This window comes from Streptomyces sp. NPDC090022 (assembly GCF_044748145.1).
Lineage (GTDB): Bacteria > Actinomycetota > Actinomycetes > Streptomycetales > Streptomycetaceae > Streptomyces.
In genome coordinates this window covers 136,906-159,467 of the sequence record NZ_JBIVFN010000016.1, presented here as the reverse complement: position 1 = coordinate 159,467, position 22,562 = coordinate 136,906, and the positions used below count along the sequence as shown (strand labels likewise).

At 71.7% G+C, this 22,562-nt stretch carries 15 protein-coding genes; 11 read left to right on the top strand and 4 right to left on the bottom strand.

The window, feature by feature from the left end; all coding sequences use genetic code 11:
- The 3 genes from ACIPXB_RS25555 to ACIPXB_RS25545 all read left to right on the top strand — a co-directional run bounded on the left by ACIPXB_RS25555 (position 1) and on the right by ACIPXB_RS25545 (position 3,401).
- Positions 1-594: a TetR/AcrR family transcriptional regulator gene (locus ACIPXB_RS25555; protein ID WP_401453694.1), complete on the top strand. Its 594-nt coding sequence runs from the start codon at positions 1-3 to the stop codon at positions 592-594.
- Positions 595-930: 336 nt separating this feature from the next.
- Complete coding sequence (locus ACIPXB_RS25550; RefSeq protein WP_401453693.1) at positions 931-1,515, top strand: recombinase family protein; 585 nt, start codon at positions 931-933, stop codon at positions 1,513-1,515.
- A gap of 1,523 nt (positions 1,516-3,038) precedes the next feature.
- Positions 3,039-3,401 carry a hypothetical protein gene (locus tag ACIPXB_RS25545; protein WP_401453692.1) on the top strand — a complete coding sequence of 121 codons (363 nt, stop codon included), beginning with the start codon at positions 3,039-3,041 and terminating at the stop codon, positions 3,399-3,401.
- 44 nt (positions 3,402-3,445) lie between these two features.
- Here ACIPXB_RS25545 and ACIPXB_RS25540 read toward each other — a convergent pair whose 3' ends face one another.
- The gene (locus ACIPXB_RS25540) at positions 3,446-3,772 is read right to left on the bottom strand and encodes a hypothetical protein (RefSeq protein WP_401453690.1); all 327 of its coding nucleotides are present in this window, start codon (positions 3,770-3,772) and stop codon (positions 3,446-3,448) included.
- A 199-nt stretch (positions 3,773-3,971) separates the two neighbouring features.
- On the opposite strand from ACIPXB_RS25540, the gene ACIPXB_RS25535 reads away from it, so the two are divergent.
- Positions 3,972-8,669: an RHS repeat-associated core domain-containing protein gene (locus ACIPXB_RS25535; RefSeq protein ID WP_401453688.1), complete on the top strand. Its 4,698-nt coding sequence runs from the start codon at positions 3,972-3,974 to the stop codon at positions 8,667-8,669.
- Positions 8,666-9,196, top strand: a complete 531-nt coding sequence (locus tag ACIPXB_RS25530) for a hypothetical protein (protein WP_401453686.1) — start codon at positions 8,666-8,668, stop codon at positions 9,194-9,196. Before ACIPXB_RS25535 ends, ACIPXB_RS25530 begins: the two co-directional genes overlap by 4 nt.
- A gap of 810 nt (positions 9,197-10,006) precedes the next feature.
- Here ACIPXB_RS25530 and ACIPXB_RS25525 read toward each other — a convergent pair.
- Together ACIPXB_RS25525 and ACIPXB_RS25520 are read right to left on the bottom strand one after the other, a co-directional pair.
- Positions 10,007-10,699, bottom strand: coding sequence for a transferase (locus tag ACIPXB_RS25525; protein WP_401453684.1), 693 nt, complete (start codon positions 10,697-10,699; stop codon positions 10,007-10,009).
- Positions 10,700-10,736: 37 nt separating this feature from the next.
- Entirely contained in the window at positions 10,737-11,789 is a 1,053-nt protein-coding gene (locus tag ACIPXB_RS25520; RefSeq protein ID WP_401453682.1) for an NAD-dependent epimerase/dehydratase family protein, read from the bottom strand.
- A 296-nt stretch (positions 11,790-12,085) separates the two neighbouring features.
- Here ACIPXB_RS25520 and ACIPXB_RS25515 point away from each other — a divergent pair, with 296 nt between their 5' ends.
- The 3 genes from ACIPXB_RS25515 (at position 12,086) to ACIPXB_RS25505 (ending at position 16,021) form a co-directional block, all read left to right on the top strand.
- Positions 12,086-13,444: a tetratricopeptide repeat protein gene (locus ACIPXB_RS25515; RefSeq protein ID WP_401453680.1), complete on the top strand. Its 1,359-nt coding sequence runs from the start codon at positions 12,086-12,088 to the stop codon at positions 13,442-13,444.
- An 18-nt stretch (positions 13,445-13,462) separates the two neighbouring features.
- Positions 13,463-14,332, top strand: coding sequence for a glycosyltransferase family 2 protein (locus ACIPXB_RS25510; protein ID WP_401453678.1), 870 nt, complete (start codon positions 13,463-13,465; stop codon positions 14,330-14,332).
- 1,023 nt (positions 14,333-15,355) lie between these two features.
- On the top strand, positions 15,356-16,021 hold the full coding sequence (locus tag ACIPXB_RS25505) for an HAD family hydrolase (RefSeq protein ID WP_401453676.1): 666 nt from the start codon (positions 15,356-15,358) through the stop codon (positions 16,019-16,021).
- Here ACIPXB_RS25505 and ACIPXB_RS25500 read toward each other — a convergent pair.
- Positions 16,002-17,222: a transcriptional regulator gene (locus ACIPXB_RS25500; protein ID WP_401453674.1), complete on the bottom strand. Its 1,221-nt coding sequence runs from the start codon at positions 17,220-17,222 to the stop codon at positions 16,002-16,004. The two genes, ACIPXB_RS25505 and ACIPXB_RS25500, sit on opposite strands and share 20 nt — an antisense overlap.
- 202 nt (positions 17,223-17,424) lie before the next feature.
- Here ACIPXB_RS25500 and ACIPXB_RS25495 point away from each other — a divergent pair, with 202 nt between their 5' ends.
- The 3 genes from ACIPXB_RS25495 (at position 17,425) to ACIPXB_RS25485 (ending at position 22,537) form a co-directional block, all read left to right on the top strand.
- A complete protein-coding gene (locus tag ACIPXB_RS25495) occupies positions 17,425-17,625 on the top strand; it encodes a hypothetical protein (RefSeq protein ID WP_401453672.1) in 201 nt (66 codons plus the stop codon).
- Between the two features lie 88 nt (positions 17,626-17,713).
- Entirely contained in the window at positions 17,714-18,145 is a 432-nt protein-coding gene (locus ACIPXB_RS25490; RefSeq protein ID WP_401453670.1) for a hypothetical protein, read from the top strand.
- Between the two features lie 966 nt (positions 18,146-19,111).
- Complete coding sequence (locus ACIPXB_RS25485; RefSeq protein WP_401453668.1) at positions 19,112-22,537, top strand: AAA domain-containing protein; 3,426 nt, start codon at positions 19,112-19,114, stop codon at positions 22,535-22,537.
- Positions 22,538-22,562: the final 25 nt, after the last annotated feature.

Below are 22,562 nucleotides of genomic sequence, written 5' to 3'. Positions count from 1 at the left end.
ATGGTCAGCCGAGTGGAATCCGCCGCCGCAACGCGACGCGCCCTGCTGGACGCGGCCGCCGACCTGCTGGACAGCGGCGGGCCGGGCGCGGTGACGTTGCGCGAGGTCGGGGCGCGCGCGGGGGTCACCCGCGGGGCGCCGTACCGGCACTTCCCCGACAAGGACAGCCTGCTGACCGCCGTAGCAGCCGAAGCCCTGGACCGGCTCGCGGATCAGGCACAGGACGTGCGCACCGATCCGCAGGCGCCCCCGGCCGACAAGCTGCGCCGCGCCCTGTCCGCGCTGATGACGATCGGCCGCCGTCAGCCGCACCTGTACCGGCTGATGTTCGCCTCCCCGGCCGGCGACCCGGCCGCAATCCACGCGGCGACACAGGCGGGCGACCGCGCCCAGGACGAGTTCCTCGCCATCGTCGGCGATCTGGTCGGCGCCCAGCACACCAGTCGATACGCAGCGCTGCTGTTGACCAGTGTGCACGGGATCACGGATATGGAGGTCAGCGGGCACCTGGCCGCGGACAAGTGGCACATCACGGCCGAGGAACTCGTCTCGACCCTGGTCTCCATGATCGACCGGCAGACCCGCAGCGGGTAGCCGTGCGGGAGCGGCAACGCACCACCCTCCCGCCACCGCAACCCGCATGCACTGCCACTGAGGCGACCTGCCGGCCGGGCGCTGACGGAAGGGCCCCGGGCCGCCATTTCCGATCTTGCTCATGTACCGGTCGATAGATGAGCAAGATCAAAAATCGGTCCGGAGGAAGCCGGTCCGGCCGGGGTCATGCTCGTAAAACGGTGTCAGGAAGTCGGGGTGCTCAACAACTCGGGCACCCCCGATTTGTGAGTACGATCTGCGGGTGCAGTAGCCCCGTGACGTTGATGATCCGCTGGCCCCCGTCCCATCCATCCCCAATGGGAAGTTAAGGGGCAGTTGCTGGACCGCCAGATCCACGCGCTCAACGCGGCCGGCTGCCACCGGATCTACTCCGACAAGAAGTCCGGCAAGAACGCCGAGCGCGAAGAACTCTCGAAGGCCCTCGACTACGCCCGCGAGGGCGACACCCTCGTGGTGCCCTCCCTCGACCGCCTCGGCCGCTCCATCCAGGACCTCATCGCCATCGTGGCCGGACTGCGCACGCGCGGCATCGGCTTCACCTCCCTGCACGAGAACCTGGACACCACCACCCCAGGCGGCCGGCTCGTCTTCCACGTCTTCGCCGCCCTCGCGGAGTTCATCCGCGAACTCATCGTCCAGGGCACCAGCGAGGGCCTCGACGCCGCCCGCGCCCGCGGCGCCCGCCTCGGCCGCCCGCCCGCGATGACACCCGAGCAAGTCCAGCATGCTCGCGATCTGCTCAGCCGACCGAAGAACACCGTCTCCTCGATCGCCAAGCTGCTGGGCGTCTCCCGCAACACCATCTACAAGTACGTGCCCGAACTGAAGGGCGGCCGAGTCGCGCTCGCCGAGGCAGAGGGCGCAACCGCACTGCCGGCGCCCCCCGCCCCCTCGGAGTGACTCGCCCCTCCGGCCTGAAAGCTACTGGCGGGCTACTTGTCACCTGGTTCGCTGCTCGTGAACGGCACCCCGTGATGGCCGCCCGGGTGTCGTGGGACCTCGTCCGGGCCTCCGGCTGGTATTCGGTGCCTGCCTCGGCCAAGGCCAGGCACACGCCGGCGTGGGGCGCCGTTGGGTGGTCGAGGGACCGGGTACATCGGACTCACGGTGCGGCGTCGGCGATGCCCGCCAATACGGACTTCCCGTGCTCCGCATCGGAAAGCGGGACCGTGGTGCAGCACACGGCTTCGGGGCCCGCGCCGTCGCTACGCCTCGGACCGTGGCTGGAGTCCCCCTGTCGTCCGATACGGAAACCTGTCTCCGCTCAATTCCCCTGTTCCACCGCACAATTCCGAACCGGCTCGATAGCCTTCTCCTGTAGGCCCTTTCGTAGCCGGCTCGTGTCACGGTGCCGCTCGTCGGCGTGCCTCCCGACACCGGGAGTCGTGCCGAGGCGTGCGCACGGTGCGCAGCCTGCTCGGAAGGAGGGCGCCTCCATGGGTCCTGACGAAGAAGGAAGGTCGCCGCGGCAAAAGCGCTGGTGGCAGCGGTTCTTACGCGCGCGTCGCGCGTTCGGGGCCGTCGCGCCGTTCGCTGCCGTGGCTGCGTCGGGCGCGACGATCCTGCGCGCCATCCTGGGGTAGCCGCCTCGGACGTGGTGCTAGCACGTCCGAGGCGGCAGCTTTCCAGGACGAGCCCGTTGCGGGGAGGTTCACCGCAACGGGCTTTCCTGCCGTTACCGCGAACCGTACGTCGCAACATTCCCGGACTCATGTCCGCGATTCCACGCTACCGCAACAGCCAGCGGGGTGGGTAAGTTGAGCGATAATCCGCACCCTTATTTCCGGCGGTATTCCTGGCGGAATCCCGGGAGCGGTATCCCCTGTCGGTAACCGGGACTGCCGGACCGGACCACACCCAAACGTTGATGTGAGCTCGCACCCGGAGGAGTCCGTCGACCTGCCGGGGCGCTGCTGGCCGGCTCCCGCGGGATGCCGTGCTCGGGGTCCCCTCCTCGGCTGCGGTCCGGGAGCTCACGTACACACCCTCGTATAAATTCTCTTATACAAGGGTGATTGCCCAGGAACGATGTTCAGGGGAGTGGCTCATGAGCGGGGATCAGGGGGCGGCAGCAGTGGCGGCGGGCCTGAGCGCCGCCCAGGACGTCGAAGTCCTCGAGGCCGAGATCGTCGAGGACGACCACATCCGGGACGAGCTGCTGCCCGCCCCGGTCCGGCCCCGCCGACCGGCGGCCCCCCCTCGACTTCGACGTCGGCGATGTCCAGATCGGCCAGCTCGATACGGCGGTTGAGGGCCCCGCGGCCGACCAGGAGCGCGCACCGCCGGGGTCGACCTGTGGATCGCGTACTCCAAGACCGACCAGGAGGGCAAGGGCGAGAGCACCTTCGGTCCCCGCGGATCCCGCCGACCCGCGCTACGACCCGGTCGCCGCCGTACGGGACTGGCTGGACCGCCTGCACCGCATGCGGGTGTACGACGGCCCGCTGCTGCGCGCCCTCACATCCAAGGGCAGGCTCCAGAACCGTTCCGCGGCCACCGCGCGCGGCGATTACGTCACCGGCGACGCCGTCAACGACTGGGTCCGCCACCGCGCGTACCTGGCCGGCCTGCCCGGCTGGCACCTGATCACCTCGCACGGCCTGCGGCGCGGGGGCGCGCAGGAGATCGCGGACGCCGGCGGCGACCCGACCCGGCAGGGCCGATGGAAACCCGGGTCGGCCACGGTCAAGCGCGAGTACCTCGACCGCGCCCAGTCCAGGTCCCAGAACCCCTGGCACCAGGTCCAGGCGGCGCGGGGGAGGACCGCCCGGCCGGACGACCTGTAGCTCAGGCCGCGCAGGCAGGCATCAGGGGCGGGCCCGCGTGGTGACTACGCCGGTTCCAGTACGACGGCCGGCAGGGTTCCTTCGACAATCGGGGCCTTCGGCAGCGAGAGGCCGAAGAACCGCTCCACGACCCCCAGCGCGATGCGGTGGACCTCCCCGCGTGCCCTCTCGTGGTCGGGCAGGCCTGCGGCGGTCAGCAGATCCTGCAGGCGAGCGGCTGTCGCAGGGTCTCCGTCGACCCCGTCGTAGCCCCACGAAGCATCCAGGTGCAGATTGCACGCGCTCAGCAGGCGGCCGTCGTGGGCGTACGCGAACTGCGGCGGCACCGGCTTGCCGTTCTCCTCCTCGTACTCCACGAGGCAGACGTGCACACCACCGCATGAGACCGCCTCCACCGAGCCAGACCCTCGGGCCAGACTGCTCGTGGCCGGCAGCGCCTCAGCAGCTGCCGGTTCCGGCGCGGGAAGGCGCAGTGGAGGCTGATTATGTTATGGCTGATTCATCATCAAGATGGTCAGATGGTAGGACTGTTCGCTTCTTGATCAGTTTCGTCACGGGGGTTTCGGGGACATGGCGATCACGGTTCCGGACTGGGCCGACACTCTGCTGGATCTGGTCGGGGTGAACTGGCCGAACGTCGACGAGGACGCCTACCGCGAGATGGCGGACGCGTTGCGGGAGTTCGCCGAGGACCTCGCGGACGACGGGCAGCTCGCCAACAACCACTTCGAGCGGCTGCTGTCCTCCGGCGAGGGCGAATCCATCAAGGCCCTCGACGAGCACTGGAACACCGTCAAGGGCAAGCACCTCAAGGACATCGTCTCCGCGGCGCGGACGATCGCGGGTGCCCTGGACATGGCGGCCGGGGCGATCGAGGCCATGAAGGTCAAGGCCGTCGCCGAACTGGGCCTGCTCGCGGGCCAGACGGGGCTGGCGATGGCCTTGATCCCGGTGACGGGCGGGCTGTCCGCGCTGCTCGGCGCGGGCGCCATCGCCTTCACGAAGAAGCAGCTCCTGAAGCTGCTCACGGCGGCGGCCGAGGAGGCCGTCGCCCATATCGTCGCGGCCATGACGGAGCCGGCCGTCGCCGCGCTGGAAGGGATGGCCGCCGACCTCGTCGTCCAGCTCGGCGCGGTGGCGATCGGCCTCCAGGACGGGGTCGACGTCGACCAGACCAAGCAGGCGGGCAAGGACGGCTTCAACGACGGTGTCCAGTCCGGCAAGGAGTCCCTCAACCTGGCCTCCGCCGGCGGCAGCGGCGGTGGCGGGAGCGGGCTCTCGGACCTGTTCATCGACCACGACGAGCACGACCGCGCACACACCAAACTCGCCGGGGTCAGCACCAACATCCACGGCAGGACCACCTCCAAGCTGACCAAGGCCAAGACCGCGCACGGCCGTACCCGGGGCCGGGACTCCATCGCGCAGGCCATCGACCCGGTCGCCGACAAGGCCATAGCCGCCCTGATGAAGGCCACCAAGCAGGTCGGCGACCACGTCGGCAAGACCCTCCCCAAGGCCGTCAAGCAGATCTCCACCGACCACAAGAACAACGACGACGCCCTCGCCGCCCGCCTCGCGAAGGCCAGAAAGGACGAGGAGGGCGGGCGGGGCAGGTCCGGTCCAGGTGTGCCGGGCTCACGCAGAGGCGACCCGTCCACCCGAACGAGACCGAACGCACTCGCGGGCGTGAAAAGCGACCCCAAGCGGCACGGCATCCCCCTCAAGCAGAAGACCTGCAAGAACGACCCGGTCGACGTGGCGACGGGGGAAATGACGCTCACCCAGACCGATCTGGCGTTGCCGGGTGTGCTGGAGCTGATCCTCCAGCGCACCCACCTGTCCGGCTACCGGTACGGGCAGTGGTTCGGCCCGAGCTGGGCCTCCGCGCTCGACGAACGGCTGGAATCGGATTCGGTCGGCTCCGGAGCCATATGGGCCCGGGAAGACGGATCCTGCCTGGTGTATCCCCGCCTTCCGCAACGCGGCGACGACCCCGTCATGCCGGTTGCCGGTCCGGGACTGCCCCTCTCGTACGGCGGGGAGTCCAACGCTCTGACCACATACAGGATCACCGACCCGCGCACGGGCGAAGTCCGCTCCTTCAGCGGCAGCCCCTACCACGAATCGACCGCCTGGTGGCTGACGGAGATCGCGGACCGCAACGGCAACGCGATCGTCTTCGCCCGCCGGGGGGACGGCGCTCCCACCGTGGTCGCGCACAGCGGTGGGTACCAGGTCACCGTCGACGTGAGGGACGAACGCGTGTGCGGACTGGCTTTGCGCACCCCCGAGGGGCTGTGCCGGGTCACGGACTACCGGTACGACGAGGTGGGCCACCTCGACGCGGTCGTGAATTCTTCCGGGCTGCCCCTGCGCTTCTCCTATGACGCCGATGGCCGTATGACGTCCTGGACCGACCGCAACGATACGAGCTTCACGTACGTGTACGACTCGGACGGCCGTGTGGTGCGTACCGTCGGCCCAGACGGCATCCTGTCGTCCGCGTTCGCGTACGACGTCCATCCGCTGACCGGTCACCCGGTCACCCGCTACACGAACTCCCAGGGAGCGACCAGCGTCTTCCAGCTCGATGAGCACTATCAGGTGGTGGCCGAGACCGATCCCCTCGGGGGGACCAGCCAGAGGTCGTACGACGCGGAGGGCCGCCTGGCCACCGTGACCGATGCCCTGGGCCACACCACCTCGTGGACGTGGAACGAACGGGGGCTTCCCGTCGCAGTGGCGCTGCCGGACGGGACCGTCGCCACGGCCGAGTACAACGAACTGAACCTGCCCGTCCTCGTGACCGGCCCCGACGGAGCACTGTGGCGGCAGGAGTTCGACGAGCGCGGCAACCTGGTGACCGTCACCGCCCCGGACGGCGCCGAGACCCGCTTCTCGTGCGACGCCTCGGGCGCGCTGACCACCGTGACCGGACCCGGTGGGGAGGTGGAGCACACCGCCAACGACGCGGCGGGTGTGCCGCTCGCCCTCACTGATCCGCTCGGCAACACCACCTCCATGGTCCGGGACGCCTTCGGGCGCCCGGTGTCCATCACGGACGCGCAAGGCGCGGGCGTCAGGATGGAGTGGACCACCGAAGGGCTCCTCACCCGACGCTCCCACCCCGACGGCACGCAGGAGACCTGGACCTACGACGCCGAGGGCAACTGCCTGAGCCACACGAACGCGGCGGGCGGTATCACTCGTTTCACCTACACCCACTTCGATCTGATCACCTCGCGTACCGACCCCGACGGTGCGCGCCACACGTTCTCGTACGACACCGAGCGGCGCCTGACGTCCGTTCGCAATCCACAGGACCTGTCCTGGACCTACACTCACGACGCTGCGGGCCGGCTCTCCTCGGAGACCGATTTCGACGGTCGGAGGCTGTCCTACGACTACGACGCGCTCGGCCGGATCATCCGGCGGACGTCGCCGACCGGGTCGACCATCGGCTTCCGGTACGACGGCATGGGGCGGGTCACGTCCAAAGAGGTGGACGGCGTCGTGACCCGCTACGCGTACGACCCGGCCGGCCGGCTGGCCCGGGCGGCCGCACCGGACTCGGAACTGCTTCTGGAGCGGGACACGCTCGGCCGCGTCCTGTCCGAGACGGTCGACGGACGAAGCATCCGTTTCACCTACGACGGACTCGGCCGCCGCCTGACGCGTACCACTCCCGGCAACGCCGTCAGCCTGCTCTCCTACGATGCTGCGGGCAACCGCACCGAACTGGTCACGGGAGGCCGTCGGCTGGCCTTCACGTTCGACCCGGCCGGTCACGAGACCAGTCGCGTCTTCGGCCAGGACGCCGCCGTCGCCCTGCACAGCACGTGGGACACCAAGGGGCGGCTGAGCGGGAGCACGCTCACGCGCCGCGGCGCCGTGATCCGTTCCCGCTCCTACCGGTATCGGGCCGACGACGAGCTTCTCGCCGTCACGGACCGGCTCACCGGGGCGGCCCGCACCTACGACCTCGACCCGGTGGGTCGTCCGCTGACCGTCTCGGCTCCGGACTGGGCCGAGCAGTACGGCTACGACGAGGCCGGCAACCAGATCTCGGCCCAGTGGCCCGACCGGGCGCCGCATCCCGAGGCGCGCGGTACCCGCGCCTACCGCGGGAGCCGGCTGCTGTCCGCCGGCGCCATCAGCGTCGTCCACGATGCCGCGGGCCGTATCGTGGAGCGCCGCAAGACGCGATTATCCCGCAAACCGGACATCTGGCGGTACGAGTGGGACGGTGAGGACCGCCTCACGGCGTGCACCACTCCCGACGGGGTCCGCTGGACCTACCGCTACGACCCCCTCGGCCGCCGCACCGCCAAGTGCCGGCACGACGACTTCGGTGCGGTCCTCGAGGAGGTCCGCTTCTGCTGGGACGGCACCCGTCTGGCCGAGCAGCAGGACACCCTGACCGGCGCCACGCTCAGCTGGGAGTACGACGGGTTCCGGCCACTGACGCAGCTGGAGAACCGCGGTGGCGCGCAGCCGGGCACCGATGCCGACTCACGCTTCTTCGCCATCGTCACCGACCTCGTAGGAGCCCCCACCGAGCTCGTCGACGAAGCCGGTGGAACAGCGTGGCGCACCAGGTCGACGCTGTGGGGCACCACCAGCTGGAACCAGACGGCGACCGCGTACACCCCGTTGCGGTTCCCCGGCCAGTACGCCGATCACGAGACCGGGCTGCACTACAACCACTTCCGGCACTACGACCCGGACACGGCCCGCTATGTGACGCCCGACCCGCTGGGCCTGGCAGCGGCCCCCAACCACTACGCCTACGTCCCCAGCCCGCTCACGGTCATGGACCCCAACGGGCTCACGCCGTGTACGGACCTGGACCCCGTCGAGGTCACCGTGCGCTGGATACCGGGCATGCCCAAGCAGCAGTTCAAGCTCAAGGCCGACGCCCTGCAGCGGCTCAGCGACGCCGGGGTGCTGTTCAAGGCCCCCAACCCGGTCGCACGGGACACCTCCATCACCAACAACTACAAGTCCGAACTCATCAAACGGGTCTGGAAACAGTTCGCCTCCCAGAACAAGGCCTTCGCCGAGCAACTGGTGAGCAGAATCCGCCAGCGGATGAACCCCGACCACGTGTGGGAACTCCAGATCGGCGGCCCCGACCACGCCAGCAACCTTCACATCCTGGACGCCTTCACGAACCAGCGGATCGGCAACCAGATCTGGGGCCAGATACAGAACCTCCCCGATTACACTCCCATCAGGATCAGGATCGAAGGACCACCGCGATGACCAGCACGGAACTGGCGACACTGCTCGCCGCCGCCCGAGACCTCCTCCCGCAGAACATGGACTGGGAAATGATGAACCAAGTCCCCAAGGGCTTCAGCGGTGGCTTCGGCAAGTCCCTGGACCCCTCGATCCCCGACCCGTACCAGGACTACCTCAAGACGGCCAACGGCGGCATCTTCGGACGCATCGTCCTCTTCGACGCCAAGTCCGCACCGTTGTCGCAGTTCTACGCCGAGACCCCGCCCGGCGCCCCCGTCCCACTCGGGCAGGACGAGTGGTACTGCATCGGCAAGGTGAACGAGGACCCCCTCTTCATGCGGCGCGCGGACCAGTCCGTCTGGGGATTCCCCGACCGCGGCGTCGTGTGGTCCCAAAGCCCCGACTTCGAACAGTGGAGCAAGGACCTGGACGGCTTCCTGCTGGAGTACGTCTTCGGGCCCGGCTACGCCCGCATCACCGGAGCGGACGACACCGACCCCTGGTCACAGGTACGGCGAGAACTGGGCCGCGCCGCCGGCGAATCCTGACCGGCCGGACGTCCTCAGCGCTCCCGTGCCGCCCCGTGTCGGGCGGCCACCCGGGCGCGGATGGCGCGAGGCTTCGCTGTCCTCGCCGGTGACGGCGGAGTGCAGGTGCGCGAGGGCGGCGGCTCTGCACGCCGTCAGCGCCGGTCCCTTTCTTCCCCAGCGACGTCCCGGACCCCGACCGGGGAAAACGACGGCGGAGGGTGATGGGCGTGCCCTCACCCATGCAGGGGCGAACGGGCCGATTCGAGCGTCGTTTGGTCAGCCGCTGAGCGCGGCGTGAAGGTCACCGCAGTCAACCTCTCCCCGGTAGCCGTCGCGAACTGCGGTGAGCGGTATACCGTTTACTCAGTCTCCGGCGACGCCGCCTGGTTCACCGCCCCCGAACGCCTCTTCCCCCTGGTGGCCAGGATTCTCAACCCGGGGCGTCTTCGTCCTCTCCCAGCCGCCAGCCATTCCCGGCGCGTACGGCCCACAGGGCATGTACAAGGACGGATTCGCCGGACCCGCCATGTTCACCTACCGGTACAGCTACACCCCTGAGACCTGGGCGGGCTTCCTGCGCGAAGCGGGGTCCGTCGACGTCCGGGCCGCGTCCTCGACGCACCCCAGCCGGTGTCATTCCCGGGGAGCAGACAGTGGACCCGCTGCAGGCCCTGGCGAACGGGGGGTCATCCCCGCGTGCGCGGGGAGCAGGCTTGCTGACCTGGGACTCTACGCGGGCAGGGAGCCCGTTTCGCACACTTTCACAGAATCCGGCAATTCGGGCGCCGCTCGCAGGCATCCCACCCCGACGGAGTGCGGCCGGGGCCATCAGATGCGGCGGGGTTCGATGACCACCTCGGGTGAGGAAGATCGCACGACGCTGGCGGCGGGGACGATGGTGCTGCCCATGCAGACGCTCGCCGCGATGGTCGCGTGCCGGCCCACGGCGATGCCGGGGCCGAGGGTGATCATGCTGCCGGTCTGGACGTGGTCGCCGATCAGGCCCCCGAACTGGGACGTTGCGCACCGGTACGGCGGTTCGTCGCCGGGGCCGTGAAGGACGATTTCCTTGACGGGTACGCGCATGTCGTAGTTCCACAGGCTGATCGCCGCGATGACGAGGTTCGCGGACAGGTGGGCGTCGGCCCCGATGATGGAGTGGCCGACGCCGACCTGGTGGCCGAGAACGGTGTTCTCCCCGATGAAGGAGTGCGTGACCTCGCACCCGAAGCCGACCGAGACACCGGCCGCGAGAACGGAGCGCTTGCGGACGGTCGAGAACTCGTGGACGCGCACCCCGGGGCCGATGATCACGTCTTCACCGATGATCGCCGTGGGGTGGATCTGGGCGGTGGGGTGGATTCGCTGGGGCAGGACCTGCAGGGCGTCGTCGTGGAGGACGTCCCAGCGGGTGAGGAAGTCGGACAGCTCGAACGCGCCGATCTCGGCGTAGCCGGTGGCCTGCAGGCCGGATGCTGCGGGGGCGTGGACGTAGTCACCGATACGGATGGACTCGGGCACCTGGCTTGCTCCTGTCGTGTCGTCGCGGCGGGCGGGGTCAGGCGGCTTCGGCGGCCTCGCGGCGCAGGAAGTCGGGCAGGGCGGCGGGGGTGTTGTCGAGCCAGGCGACGTAGCGGGCCACGCCTTCGGCCACCGTGATCCGGGGTTCCCACTCCAGGGCGGCGGCCATACGGGCCGTGCCGGCCGTCCCGCCGAGCGGGTCGCCTTCGGGCAGCGGCCGGTCCTGGAACTCGGCGTCGGGGTAGTGGTTGCGGACGAGGTGGGCCACGTCGGCGATGGACGTGGCCCGGCCGGTGCCGATGTTGAGGCTCTGCCGGTCGGCGCCGGGGGCGAGCATGGCGCGGATGGTGGCTTCGGCGATGTCCTCGACGTGGACGAAGTCGCGGACCTGCCGACCGCCGCCGTTCAGGTGCAGCGGCAGGCCGAGCTTCGCGCGCATCGCCATCCAGGCGACCACCCAGGAGTGCGAGCCCTCCTTGACGGTCTGGGGCTCGCCGTAGACGGAGAAATAGCGGACCGAGGTGTAGGAGACGCCGGCCTTGCCCAGCACCAGCGCGGTCTGCGCCTCCCCCCACGCCTTCGTGTTGGCGTACACCGACAGCGGGGCCAGGGGCTGGTCCTCGTGCCAGGTCTGCACGTCGTGGCGCTTGGGGTCGCCGTTGCCGTAGACGGCCGCGGAGGAGACGAATACGAATCGGCGTACGCGGGCGTTGCAGCGGCGGACCGCGTCCAGGAGGACCTGTGTGCCGGTGACGTTGGTCTGGATCGCGGCCATGGGGTTGCGGGTGCAGGCGGCCACGTCGGCGACGGCGGCGGCGTGGATCACGTAGTCGGCTTCCCGGACGACGTGGTCCATCAGCGTCGCGTCGGCGATGTCGCCCACGATGGTGTCGCGGTCGGTGGGGTGTACGCCGAACAGGTCGGCGTAGACGGTGGCGGGGTAGGCGTCGAGCCTGCCCACGGCGATCACGCGGGCCCCGGCCGCGCGAAGGCGGGCGGTGATGCGGGAGCCGACCAGGCCCCCGCCCCCGGTGACCACCACGGTCGAACCGGAGAGGGCGGAAGACAGGTCGGCGTCGGGCAGCGGCACGGCGGTTCTCCTCGGACTCGGCGGGAGGGGAAGCGGGAGGGGAAGCGGGAGGGAAGCGGGAGAGGAGGGGTGGTGGGGAAGGGTGGCGGGGGAGGCTGCGGCCGGGCCGGCCCAGGACCGCCTCCCCGCCGCCTGGCAGGGACCGCCCGGGGCAGGGGTGGGCTCCCTGGGAAGGAGCGGTGGAGCGGCCCCGGGCGGCGTGATGAACAGTGAACTCGCCCGGGCCTCAGCTGAGTACGGTGGGGAAGGCAGGAACCCGTTCAACCCGTTCAAGACCACGTGCAAGGGGGCCGACCTTGGCAGGGGACCGGACGCCGAACAGCGCGTTAGCGGACGTGATCGCCGAGTCCGGGGCCACGTACTACGCGCTGGCCAGGGAGATCCGCTCCGTGGCTGCCGAGGCCGGCCGGCGATTGAGCACCGGGCCGTCGGCCGTCGCCTACTGGGTCGCCGGGGGTACACCGTCCGGCCAGACGCCGTTCTACATCGCCGAGGCCCTGACGAGACGGACCAAGCGGCGGGTGACGGTCGCCGAGATCGGTCTAGGCTGCGAAGGCGGCGGGGCCATGGAAGCCGATCCACTGGCCGTCATCGCCGATCTCGGGAGGTCCGTCATGCAACGTCGCCGCGACTTCCTCGGCGCCGCGTTCACCGCCGCCGCCGTCGGCCTGCCGCTGGTCTACGACCACGAAGCGGTCGCCGCGACGCTCCGAGCGGCCGGGACGGGCGGCAGCGTCGGCACGGCCGAGGTGACGACCGTCCGGCAGCTGACCGAGACGTTCCGCAGCGCGGACGAGCGGCTGGGCGGCGGTCATGGCCTGACCACCGTCACCGCCTACCTGACCGACACCGTCGCACCGATGCTGACCGCCCGGTTCCCGTCCGCCACGGTCCGCTCCGAGGCGTTCGGGGCGGCGGCGCAGCTGGCCTGCCTGGTCGGCTGGAAACACCACGACCTCGGCCGGGAGGGCGCCGCCCAGCGGTACTACCTGCTGGGCTACCAGCTCGCGTGTGAGGCCGACCCGAGCGGCCATGCCGCGTGGATGATGCGGGCCCTGACCCATCAAGCCCTTGACCTGGGCCACCCCGCCTCATGTCCCGAGCTTGCCGAAGCGGCCCTGGGCAGGGCGGCGGGGAAGGTCGACCGGCAGACCGAGGCCCTGCTGCTGGTGACGTGCGCCAGGGCGTACGGGGCCGACGGGCAGAACGCCAGGGCGGCGCGGGCGCTGCTGGCCGCCGAGGACGCTGTGACGGACACGCGGGACCCGGTCCCCGACTACGCCGCGGCCTCGGGGCCGGTGGCGGCCACCGTCGCCTCGCACATGGGCAGGACCCTGACCGCGATGAAGGACCACGCGGCGGCGGAACGGCACTACCGGCGGGCCCTGGCGGGCCGTACGCCGGGCACCTACCAGCTCAAGCACGGGCTGACCCTGGCCAACCTGGGGCGGTCGGTGGCCGGGCAGCACCGGCACGAGGAAGCCGTACGCCTGTGGGCCCGGTCCCTGGACTTCATGGGCGGCGTGGTCTCCGACCGCAACCGGCAGGCGGTACGGGAGATCCAGGCGGCGGCGGGCCGGTACCGCCGCCGCGGTGTGGCCGACGCGGCGAGCCTGCACCAGCGGGCGACCGATCTGCTCAACAACCAGGTGTGAAAGGAACAGGCAACGGACATGCCGAAGATCGGGGTTGTGGTCCTGACCATGGGCGACCGGCCCGCAGAACTGGGGGCCCTGCTGGCCTCGGTGACCGCTCAGGAAGGTGATCCGGCGACCGTGGTCGTCCTCGGCCAGGGCGTCGAGCTCCCGCCCCTCCCGGATGGCGTGGACGGGGTGGAACTGCCGGAGAACCTGGGGATCCCCGGCGGCCGCAACGCCGGCGTGCGGTGGCTCCGCGAACGGGGCGGCGCCGACATCGTCGTGGTCCTGGACGACGACGGCCTGCTCCCCCGCACCGACACCTTCCGTCTGATCCGGGAAGCGTTCGCCGACAGACCGCGCCTGGGCGTCGCCGGCTTCCGCATCGCGGACGAGACCGGGGCGAGTCAGCGCAGGCACGTCCCCCGCCTGGGCGGCAAGGACCCCCTGGCGTCCGGGCCGGTGACGACGTTCCTCGGCGGCGGCCACGCCATCCGCATGACCGTGATCGACCAGGTCGGCGACTTCCCCGCCCCCTTCTTCTACGCCCACGAGGAAACAGACTTCGCCTGGCGGGCGCTGGACGCCGACTGGGACATCGACTACCGGGCGGACATGGTCCTGCAACACCCCCGCACCGAGGCGTCCCGGCACGCGGTCTACTACCGCAACACCGGCCGCAACCGCGTCTGGCTGGCCAAACGGCACCTGCCCGCCGTCCTGGTCCCGGCCTACCTCGCCGCCTGGGCGGCGTACACGATCGCGCAGCGCCCCCCGCTGTCCGGCCTTGCCGCCTGGTGGGCCGGCTTCTTCGAAGGCGTACGGGTGCCATGCCCGCCCAGGCGGCCCATGCGGTGGCGGACGGTATGGCGTATGACCAGGCTGGGCCGGCCTCCGGTCATCTGACGCCCAGGTGCGGGACGGGTCCCAGGGGCCGCCCCTGGGGTGATCCGGGCAGGGTGAACGCCCTGAACGGGACGAGCCGGATCGGCCGGGGTGGTCACGTCGGACATCCCCGCGTGCCGGGATTCAGCAGCGGACCCTGGAGTCGGGCGCTGGTCCCTGGGGTCATCCCCGCGTGCGAGCAGGGCGATGGCCTCGACGCTGGGCACAACGGCGAGGGGTCATCCCCGCGTGCGCGGGGAGCAGCAGCGCGCGCAGCTCGCCCGCACAGCAGCTGAGGGGTCATCCCCGCGTGCGCGGGGAGCAGGAGGCCGCTGCGGACGTGTCGAAAAATGACGAGGGGTCATCCCCGCGTGCGCGGGGAGCAGACTTGCTGAGCTGGGAGTTTAGGCGAGTCCAACGCCGTTTTTCCTTACTTTCAGAGAATCGAACATTTCAGCCACACTGCTCCTTAACTCCTCAAAACCAGCGAATTCTCCGCTCGTGTGGTCCGCCGCCCCACCGGATACAAACTTCGATCCCGCCCTTCCAGATGCGTGAGGGGCCGGAGCCGATCCTGTGCTGAGCAACGAGGCAGTACAGAGGTCGGGATCGTGGGAGGGCACCTCTTCGGACCGCTCCTTCGGCCGGGGCCTGGGCAAGCCACCAGGTGGTACCCGGCCAGCCGTGCTCGATCGTCACCGCGCTGGAGAGAAGCCGGACCTTGTGGGTCGGCTGGAGCGGCGCCGACCTGGCCGCACCAGTCATCACTGGGCAATTCCGCAAACATGGTCCAATTTCTCCTGGATGTCATCCAGCGGCGGCAGGACGGGGATCCACAGGCGGCTGCGTTCCGCCGTCCTCCTCGAGGCCGTCGTCCGGGCCCGCCCGCGCCCCGTGCCACCGAGCACCTCGCATACGGCACGGCCGTCGCGTACGTCAGGGCTCCGGCACGTCCGTCGACGCGGTGTATGACCACTGGCGCGTGCTCATCACCGGCGGGAGGGGGCGCCCTTCGTGCTGTCCGCGCCCCCGTAGGCTGACGCCATGACGATTCGTGCTGTGGTGTTCGATGTCGGCGAGTGCCTGGTCGACGAAACCCGGGAGTACGGAACCTGGGCCGACTGGCTCGGGGTCCCGCGGCACACCTTCGCCGCGATGTTCGGGGCGGTCATCGCGCAGGGCCGCGACTACCGCGAGGTGTTCGAGCCGTTCAGGCCGGGCTTCGACCTCACGGCCGAGCGCGAGGCCCGCGCGGCCGCCGGCAAGCCGGAGTGGTTCGGCGAGGACGATCTCTACCCCGACGTCCGGCCCGCGCTCGCGCAGCTCCGCGCCGACGGTCTGTGGCTCGCGATCGCCGGGAACCAGACCGTCCGTGCGGGCGGCCTGCTGCGCGAGCTGTTCACCAAGGACGTCGACCTGATCGGCACCTCGGACGACTGGGGCGCCTCGAAGCCGGATCCGGCGTTCTTCGAGCGGGTCGCTGCGGTCGTCCCGGCCGCCGCGTCGGAGATCCTGTACGTGGGTGACCGCGTCGACAACGACCTTCGCCCCGGCGCCGCCGCGGGCATGCAGACCGCGCTCATCCGCCGGGGCCCGTGGGCGACGATCCAGTGGGACACCCCGGAGGCCCGCGAGCTGCCGACGTTCCGCATCGACAGCCTCGCCGAGCTGTCCCCCTCGATCGCCGAGTTCAACAGGCGAGAGCGCTGACCACGGCCCCCCAGCCGTAGAGCCGGTCGTCGAGGTCGCGTACGTACGGCTCGTGCTCCCACGGGGTGAGGGCGCGCCGCACCTCGCGGACCCGCTCCAGGCCGGTCGCGTACCAGTGGACCTCCAGCAGCTCCAGCGCGCGCAGCGCGTACCCGGCCGCGGCCTGCGGCTGTCCGGCTGCGGCTTCTACGGCGCCCAGGTCCCCGAGGATGACGGTGCGCTGCTTGTCGTCGTCGGCGGTGAGCCCGTCCAGGGCGCCGAGCAGGGTCTCCCGGGCCTGCGGCAGGTGCCCGGCCCGCAGCTGGGTGTTGCCCTTGAACGCGGCGAGGCGGACGGCCGAGAACCAGTCCATCCATGCGGGGGCGGGCCGGTCGGTGTCGTCGATGACGCTCTCGCCGTGCGCGATCAGGTTCAGCGCGGACCGCGTGTCGCCGCAGAGCGTGGCGCATTCGGCCTCGACGGCGTCGAGCCAGGCCACGAAGTAGCCGGGCGCCTGGGCCCGGCGGGCGTAGGTGCGGGCCGCGGTCATGCGCTCGGTGACGGGCTCGCGCCGGCCGGCCCATCCGGGGATGAACGCCATGTGGGCGAGGACGGCGCTGCCGAGGAGTGCGTCGTCGGCCTCTCCGGCCGCTTGCAGGGCGCGGACCCAGGTGTCGCTCGCGCGCTCGGGTTCGCGAAGGTCGAAGAACTCGATGCGCCCGGCGAGGAGGTAGGACTCGGCGAGGGCCGTGGCAAGGGTTCGCCGGGTCCGGCCGGTGGTGGCGTCGAGGAGTTGCCCGCCGAGGGTGGCGTGCGCGGCGACGGCGGGGTGGAGGGTGGCCGGGGCGACGGTCCAGTAGAGCCTGCGGTGGGCGCGGGTGACGGCGAGGAAGTCGGCTGCCGCGGTGGCGGGCTGCGGGGCGGTCGGGGTACGGAGCGGGCCGCGGTTGGGCGGGGCGAGGAGGCTGCCCGTCACCTGCGGGCCGCTGCCGGGGGGCACGTTGAAGCCGAGTTCGTCGAGCGGGCGGCCGAGGAGGTCGACGAGGACCTGCCGTACATCGGGCTGCGGGAGCGGCGGGTTGTCGGCCTCGTACCGTCGGACCTGGCGCAGGCCGATGTGGATGCCGCGGGCGGCGATGGCGTCGACGAGTTCCTGCTGGGTGCGGTAGCCGGCGGCTTGGCGGGCCGCCCGGAGGCGGGCGTTGCCGGTGGGCTGGGTCATTTCCAACTCCCGTTCTCCCGTTGCGGGTAGGGCTGCGAGTCCACTGTCCCAGGACGTCCTCTCGTACGCCAGGGTTCATCGGATCGAGGGCCCATACGTCCCCCGACAGGACCTCAAGAGTCCGCTCGCGAGTCCTCCCATGAGGACGTCCATGGGGTCATCGTGTGTGCCACACCCGCTGAGGACGGTAGGGAGCACCGGCATGAAGGCGCGCGCGGACGACTCGTTCGGCCACACCGACCACCCGCTGATCGGTCGTCCGGTCGTGGACACCCGGTCGCTGCGGGAGGGTGAGCTGCGGGCGGTCCTCATCGAGGAGTCCGGCGCCCGGACTGCGTACATCCGCGGAAGGGACCACCGCGAGTTCGAGACCCCCGTCGACTGCGTTCGGGCTGCCCGGTGAGTCGCCGGGGTGGGGCGGGGCAGGTCCTGTACCGGCGCGTGGCGCTCGGCGTCCTCGCCTCCGTCTTCATCGGCACCGGAACCCGCGGGTGATCGTCCAGCCCCGGGCCGTCACCCCGGGACCGGAGTTCCTCGCCGAGGTGGCCGTCCACTACGCGCTGCGGGCCGGCTGCCCGACCGTGATGCTGGGCCACGCCGAGGCGGACGTCCGCCGGCGCGGCAGCATCGACCGGTACCTCCGCGGGATCGCCGCCGGCCTCGGGCTGCACGCGGGGCCGACGTACCCCCGCACGCGGCACGTCCTGTACTACGCGTGGGACACATGGGCCCTGGACTACGGGCACCCCGAGTCGCTGCTCCAGCTTCCCCGGCCGTCCCACGACTGGGCGCTGACTGCTCAGCGGGCCCGGGCCGCGCACGTCGGAGTCTGCCTCGACCCCTCCATGCCGCCCTCGGGCCCCGACCGCGTCCTGACCGGGACCGTGGGCTACAGGGCCGACAGGCCCATCGGCATGCGGTAGTCCGCGCGCATGCCCGGGGGACCTCGCGACAGCCGGCCGACCGGATCTGTGCCAGCTGCGACGAGCCGCTGCTCGACCCTGCGTGCGCGGGAAGTAGATGCGGACGGGCCCGTCTGCGGGTGGTCGCAGGCGTCATCCCCGCATGCGCGGGGAGCAGCGCGCACTCGCTTTGGGAGCGAGGGGTCGCAGGGGGTCATCCCCGCGTGCGCAGGGAGCAGGGGCCCGAGCAGGCCGCCGCCCTGTCCGGGGTGGGGTCATCCCCGCGTGCGCGGGAGCAGCGGAACTGAACGCCTGGAAGCGTCGCCTCCTCGGGGTCATCCCCGCGTGCGCAGGCAGCAGGGTGCCGCGATGCACGCGGTCATGCCGATTCTGAGGTCATCCCCGCGTGCGCGGGGAGCAGATCAGCGCGCCGAGGAAGGACTCGGTGGTCCAGGGGTCATCCCCGCGTGCGCGGGGAGCAGTACGTGGACGAGGACGGCGGCGTGCACTCCGCGGGGTCATCCCCGCGTGCGCGGGGAGCAGCAGTACGACATCACGCTGCCGATCAACCCCGGGGGGTCATCCCCGCGTGCGTGGGGAGCAGATCCGGCCGGTCTCGGGGGAGGTGCGGAAGTCGGGGTCATCCCCGCGTGCGCGGGGAGCAGTCGCTGCTGCTGGTGGTGCCGCCGGCGGATCCGGGGTCATCCCCGCGCGCGGGGAGCAGCAATGAAAATGACCGGCTTGAACCTCGGCGCCGGGGGTCATCCCCGCGTGCGCGGGGAGCAGGCTTGTTGACCTGGGACTCTACGCGGGCAGGGAGCCGTTTTCGCGCACTTTCGCGGAATCCGGCAATTGGGGTATTACTCGCGGCCGTTCCAGCCCCAGGCCCGCGCCCGGCTCACCCACCGTGATCCGCAACGGCCTGCTCGCCCCGCCTCCGCCGCCATAGGGTGCCCGTAGCGATCATCGATCACGGGGAGTGGGCGCATGGGCGGCGGGGTGGGAGACGGCGAGCGGTTACGCCGGAGCGGCGTCGTGGGCTACTGGCGGGCCGTGGAGTTGTTCAGTCCGCAAAAGGTGCCCGCGCTGTCCGCCCGGGAGCGCGTGTACGCCGTGGCCACCGATCAGCCGTTGCCCTGGCAGGGCGGGCATCCGCTGCGAGCCGTACCGCTGGAGCCGGGGTACGGCTGGCAGCACATCGTGTACGGCGGGACGTACGCCCTGAGCGCCGTGCGCGACACCCTGCTGCGCGTGTTCGGGGGGAGCGAGGAGGACCACGACGGCCGGATGGACGGCGAGAGCGCGCTGTTCGCGCTGACCGTCACCGACGAGGGCCGGCTGCTGCTCGACTCCCCCGTCTTCTCCTCCTGCGCCTGGGCCACCGGCCGCGCCCTCTCCCCCGGCCCCGGCAGCCGCGGCTGGCTCGACGAGTTTCAGGAGGAGGCCGACGCCTGGCACACGCGAGCCGGTGAGCTCGGGGAGGTGCCTGACATCGGCCACGCCTGCCACGCCGGCCACACCAATCCTGGCCCCGGCACCAGCGCCGGTCAGGAGCAGCCGCCCGGCCCCGACGCCGACGCCGATGGCGACGTGGCGCGCGTCGGCGGCGGGGTGGTCGGGGTCCGGCAGTTGCTGGCGTTCACCGGGAAGCTGGCCGATGCCTGGGGTGTCGCTGGGGCGCTGGAGCCGGTCGGGGTGCGCGTGCGGAGCGTGCCCGTGCGGCTGGACCGGGTCGGCGACGGCTCCGACCAGCAGGACTTCCTCAACAGCTTCATCGCCGCCGACCTGGACCGGGTGGCCCGTGCGCTGGCCCGGCGCGATCCCGGGCCGGCGCTCGCCGCCTACCTCACCCCCGAGGCCGCCCTCGACACCTCGCGCCGCCTCGACGTACGCGCGGACCCCGCGTTCGTGCTCGGCGGGGTCGCACCGGGCCGGACCCCGCTGGGCCGGTGGCCGGCCGACGCCGGGCATCCGCTGGCGCTCAGCCAGCAGTTCGCGGTCAACGCCGTGCACACCGAGCTCGCCCCGGCCGGCGGGGTCTTCGCCGTCAACGGCCCGCCCGGCACGGGCAAGACGACCATGCTGCGCGACTGCTTCGCCGCGGCCGTCGTCGAGCGCGCCCGCCGCCTGGCCGCGCTGCGCCTGCCGTCGCAGGCCTTCGCCGAGCAGGCGCCGTACGTATGGAAGAGCGGCGACTACACCCGTACGGTCACCCCGCTGCGCCCGGAGTTCACCGGCTTCGAGATGGTCGTCGCCTCCGCCAACAACGGCGCCGTGGAGAACATCTCCACCGAGATCCCCGCCCGCGCCGCGCTCGGCGGGCCGTGGCGCGAGGAGGCCGACTACTTCGCCGAGCAGGCCACCCGCCTCCTCAAGGGCGAGCCGGCGTGGGGCGCGGTCGCCGCCCGCCTGGGCAGCAAGAAGAACCGTCTCGAGTTCGTCAACCGTTTCTGGCACGGAAAGTACCGCCGCACCGACGCCGGTGCCGGTGCCGGTGCCGGTGCCGGTGCCGGTGCCGGTGCCGGGAGTGGCACCGGCAGCACCGCCCCTCCCCCGTCGGCGCGGTCCGTCGTCCCGCCCCGGCAGCCGGAAGGGAGCGGCCGCGGCGCACCGCGTCGCGACGCCTGGATCGACAGCGGCGCCGGCCTCGCCCACCTGCTGCGGGAGTGGCGCGACACCCCGCAGACCGGGGTGTGGCGCGCGGCCCGCCAGCGGTTCGACGCGGCGCTCGCCGAGGCCGAACAGCTGGGCGCCGAACGGGCCACGGCCGCCGAGGCGTACGCGGCGCTGCCGCACCACGACGCGGCCGTACGCCGGAGCCGGGCCGGCGAGGAGCATGCGGCCGCGGAGCTGGAGCGCGCACGGCAGACCCTGCCAGCGGCGGAGGCGGCGCTGGAGCGCGCCGAGCAGGTGCTGTCCGAGGCGGAACACGCGCACCGGGCCCACCTGGCCCGCCGCCCCGGCTTCACGGTCAGCCTCTTCACCCTGGGGCGGGCGGCGCGCTCCTGGCATGGGCAGGAGGCGGAGGCGGCGGCCGTGGTCGCCGGTGCGCGGCGTACGCGTGAGGCCGCGCGGGCGGGCCGGGACGGCGTACGGGGTGCGGTGGGCGCGGCCGCGGACCGGCTGGCGGGGCGGCGTACGGCGCTGGAACGGGCGGTCGCCGCGCGCGAACGGGACGAGGGGGCGGTGGCCGCCGCGCGCGCCCGGTGGGAGGGGTTCGTGCCGCAGGAGGCGTGGCTCACGGACGACCGTACGCGCGAGCTGGCCGCCCCGTGGTCGGATCCGGAGATCACGAAGGCGCGTACGGAGGTGTTCCTCGCGGCCCTCGAACTCCACCGGGCCTTCCTGCGGTGCACCGCCCGCACGATGTACGCCAACCTGATGGCCGCCATGGACGCGGTCGCCGGCGCCGTGCCCGCGACCGTGCCCGAGCCGCATCTGCGGGCGGCCTGGCAGAGCCTGTTCCTCGTGGTACCGGTGGTGTCCACGACGTTCGCGTCGCTGGACCGGGTCTTCGCGCGGCTCGGGCAGGAGGCGCTGGGCTGGCTGTTCGTGGACGAGGCGGGGCAGGCGGCCCCGCAGATGGCGGTGGGCGGTATCTGGCGGGCGAGGCGTACGGTCGTCGTCGGCGACCCGCTGCAGCTGGAACCGGTGGTGGTGCTGCCGTGGACCGCGCAGCGGGCGCTGCGCGAGGACTTCGGCGCGGCGGAGGAATGGGCGCCGGGGCGTACGTCGGTGCAGCAGCTCGCCGACCGCGCCAACCGCTACGGCACCCTGCTGCCCGCCTCCGCCGAACTGCCGGACGGCCGGCACGAGGTGTGGGTGGGCGCACCGCTGCGGGTGCACCGGCGGTGCGACGACCCGATGTTCTCCGTCAGCAACGCCATCGCCTACGACGGCCTGATGGTGCAGGGCACGGCGCGGCGCTCCCCGTACGCCTACCCGCCGGCGAGCAGCTGGGTGGACGTCGCCTCGACGGAGGCGGACGGGCACTGGATCCCGGAGGAGGGGCGGGCGCTGCGGCGCGTGCTGGAGCGGCTGCGGGACGAGGGCGGCGTGGACCTGGGCGCGGACGTCTTCGTGATCAGCCCGTTCCGCCAGGTCGTGGCCGGCGCGCAACGGGCCTGCCGGGACCTGGTGCCGCCGGGGCGCATCGGTACGGTGCACACGACCCAGGGCAAGGAGGCCGACGTCGTCATCCTGGTCCTGGGCACGGACCCGCGCCGGCCGGGCGCCCGGGCGTGGGCGGCGTCCCGCCCGAACCTCCTCAACGTGGCGGTGAGCCGCGCCAAACGCCGCCTGTTCGTCATCGGCAACCGCGAGTCGTGGCGCGACCAGCGCTTCTTCACCACCCTGGCGGAGTCCCTCCCGTCCCACGCGTGGCAGCGGCGGGGGGCGGATACGCCGTGGTAGGGGGAATCCCCGCGTGCGCGGGGAG

Excerpts from the sequence above, each read along its gene's own strand:
- ACIPXB_RS25555 (WP_401453694.1), top strand. The coding sequence starts at position 1 with ATGGTCAGCCGAGTGGAATCCGCCGCCGCAACGCGACGCGCCCTGCTG.
- ACIPXB_RS25500 (WP_401453674.1), bottom strand. The coding sequence starts at position 17,222 with ATGACCCAGCCCACCGGCAACGCCCGCCTCCGGGCGGCCCGCCAAGCC.
- ACIPXB_RS25495 (WP_401453672.1), top strand. The coding sequence starts at position 17,425 with ATGAAGGCGCGCGCGGACGACTCGTTCGGCCACACCGACCACCCGCTG.
- ACIPXB_RS25510 (WP_401453678.1), top strand. The coding sequence starts at position 13,463 with ATGCCGAAGATCGGGGTTGTGGTCCTGACCATGGGCGACCGGCCCGCA.
- ACIPXB_RS25505 (WP_401453676.1), top strand. The coding sequence starts at position 15,356 with ATGACGATTCGTGCTGTGGTGTTCGATGTCGGCGAGTGCCTGGTCGAC.
- ACIPXB_RS25530 (WP_401453686.1), top strand. The coding sequence starts at position 8,666 with ATGACCAGCACGGAACTGGCGACACTGCTCGCCGCCGCCCGAGACCTC.
- ACIPXB_RS25535 (WP_401453688.1), top strand. The coding sequence starts at position 3,972 with ATGGCGATCACGGTTCCGGACTGGGCCGACACTCTGCTGGATCTGGTC.
- ACIPXB_RS25485 (WP_401453668.1), top strand. The coding sequence starts at position 19,112 with ATGGGCGGCGGGGTGGGAGACGGCGAGCGGTTACGCCGGAGCGGCGTC.
- ACIPXB_RS25545 (WP_401453692.1), top strand. The coding sequence starts at position 3,039 with ATGCGGGTGTACGACGGCCCGCTGCTGCGCGCCCTCACATCCAAGGGC.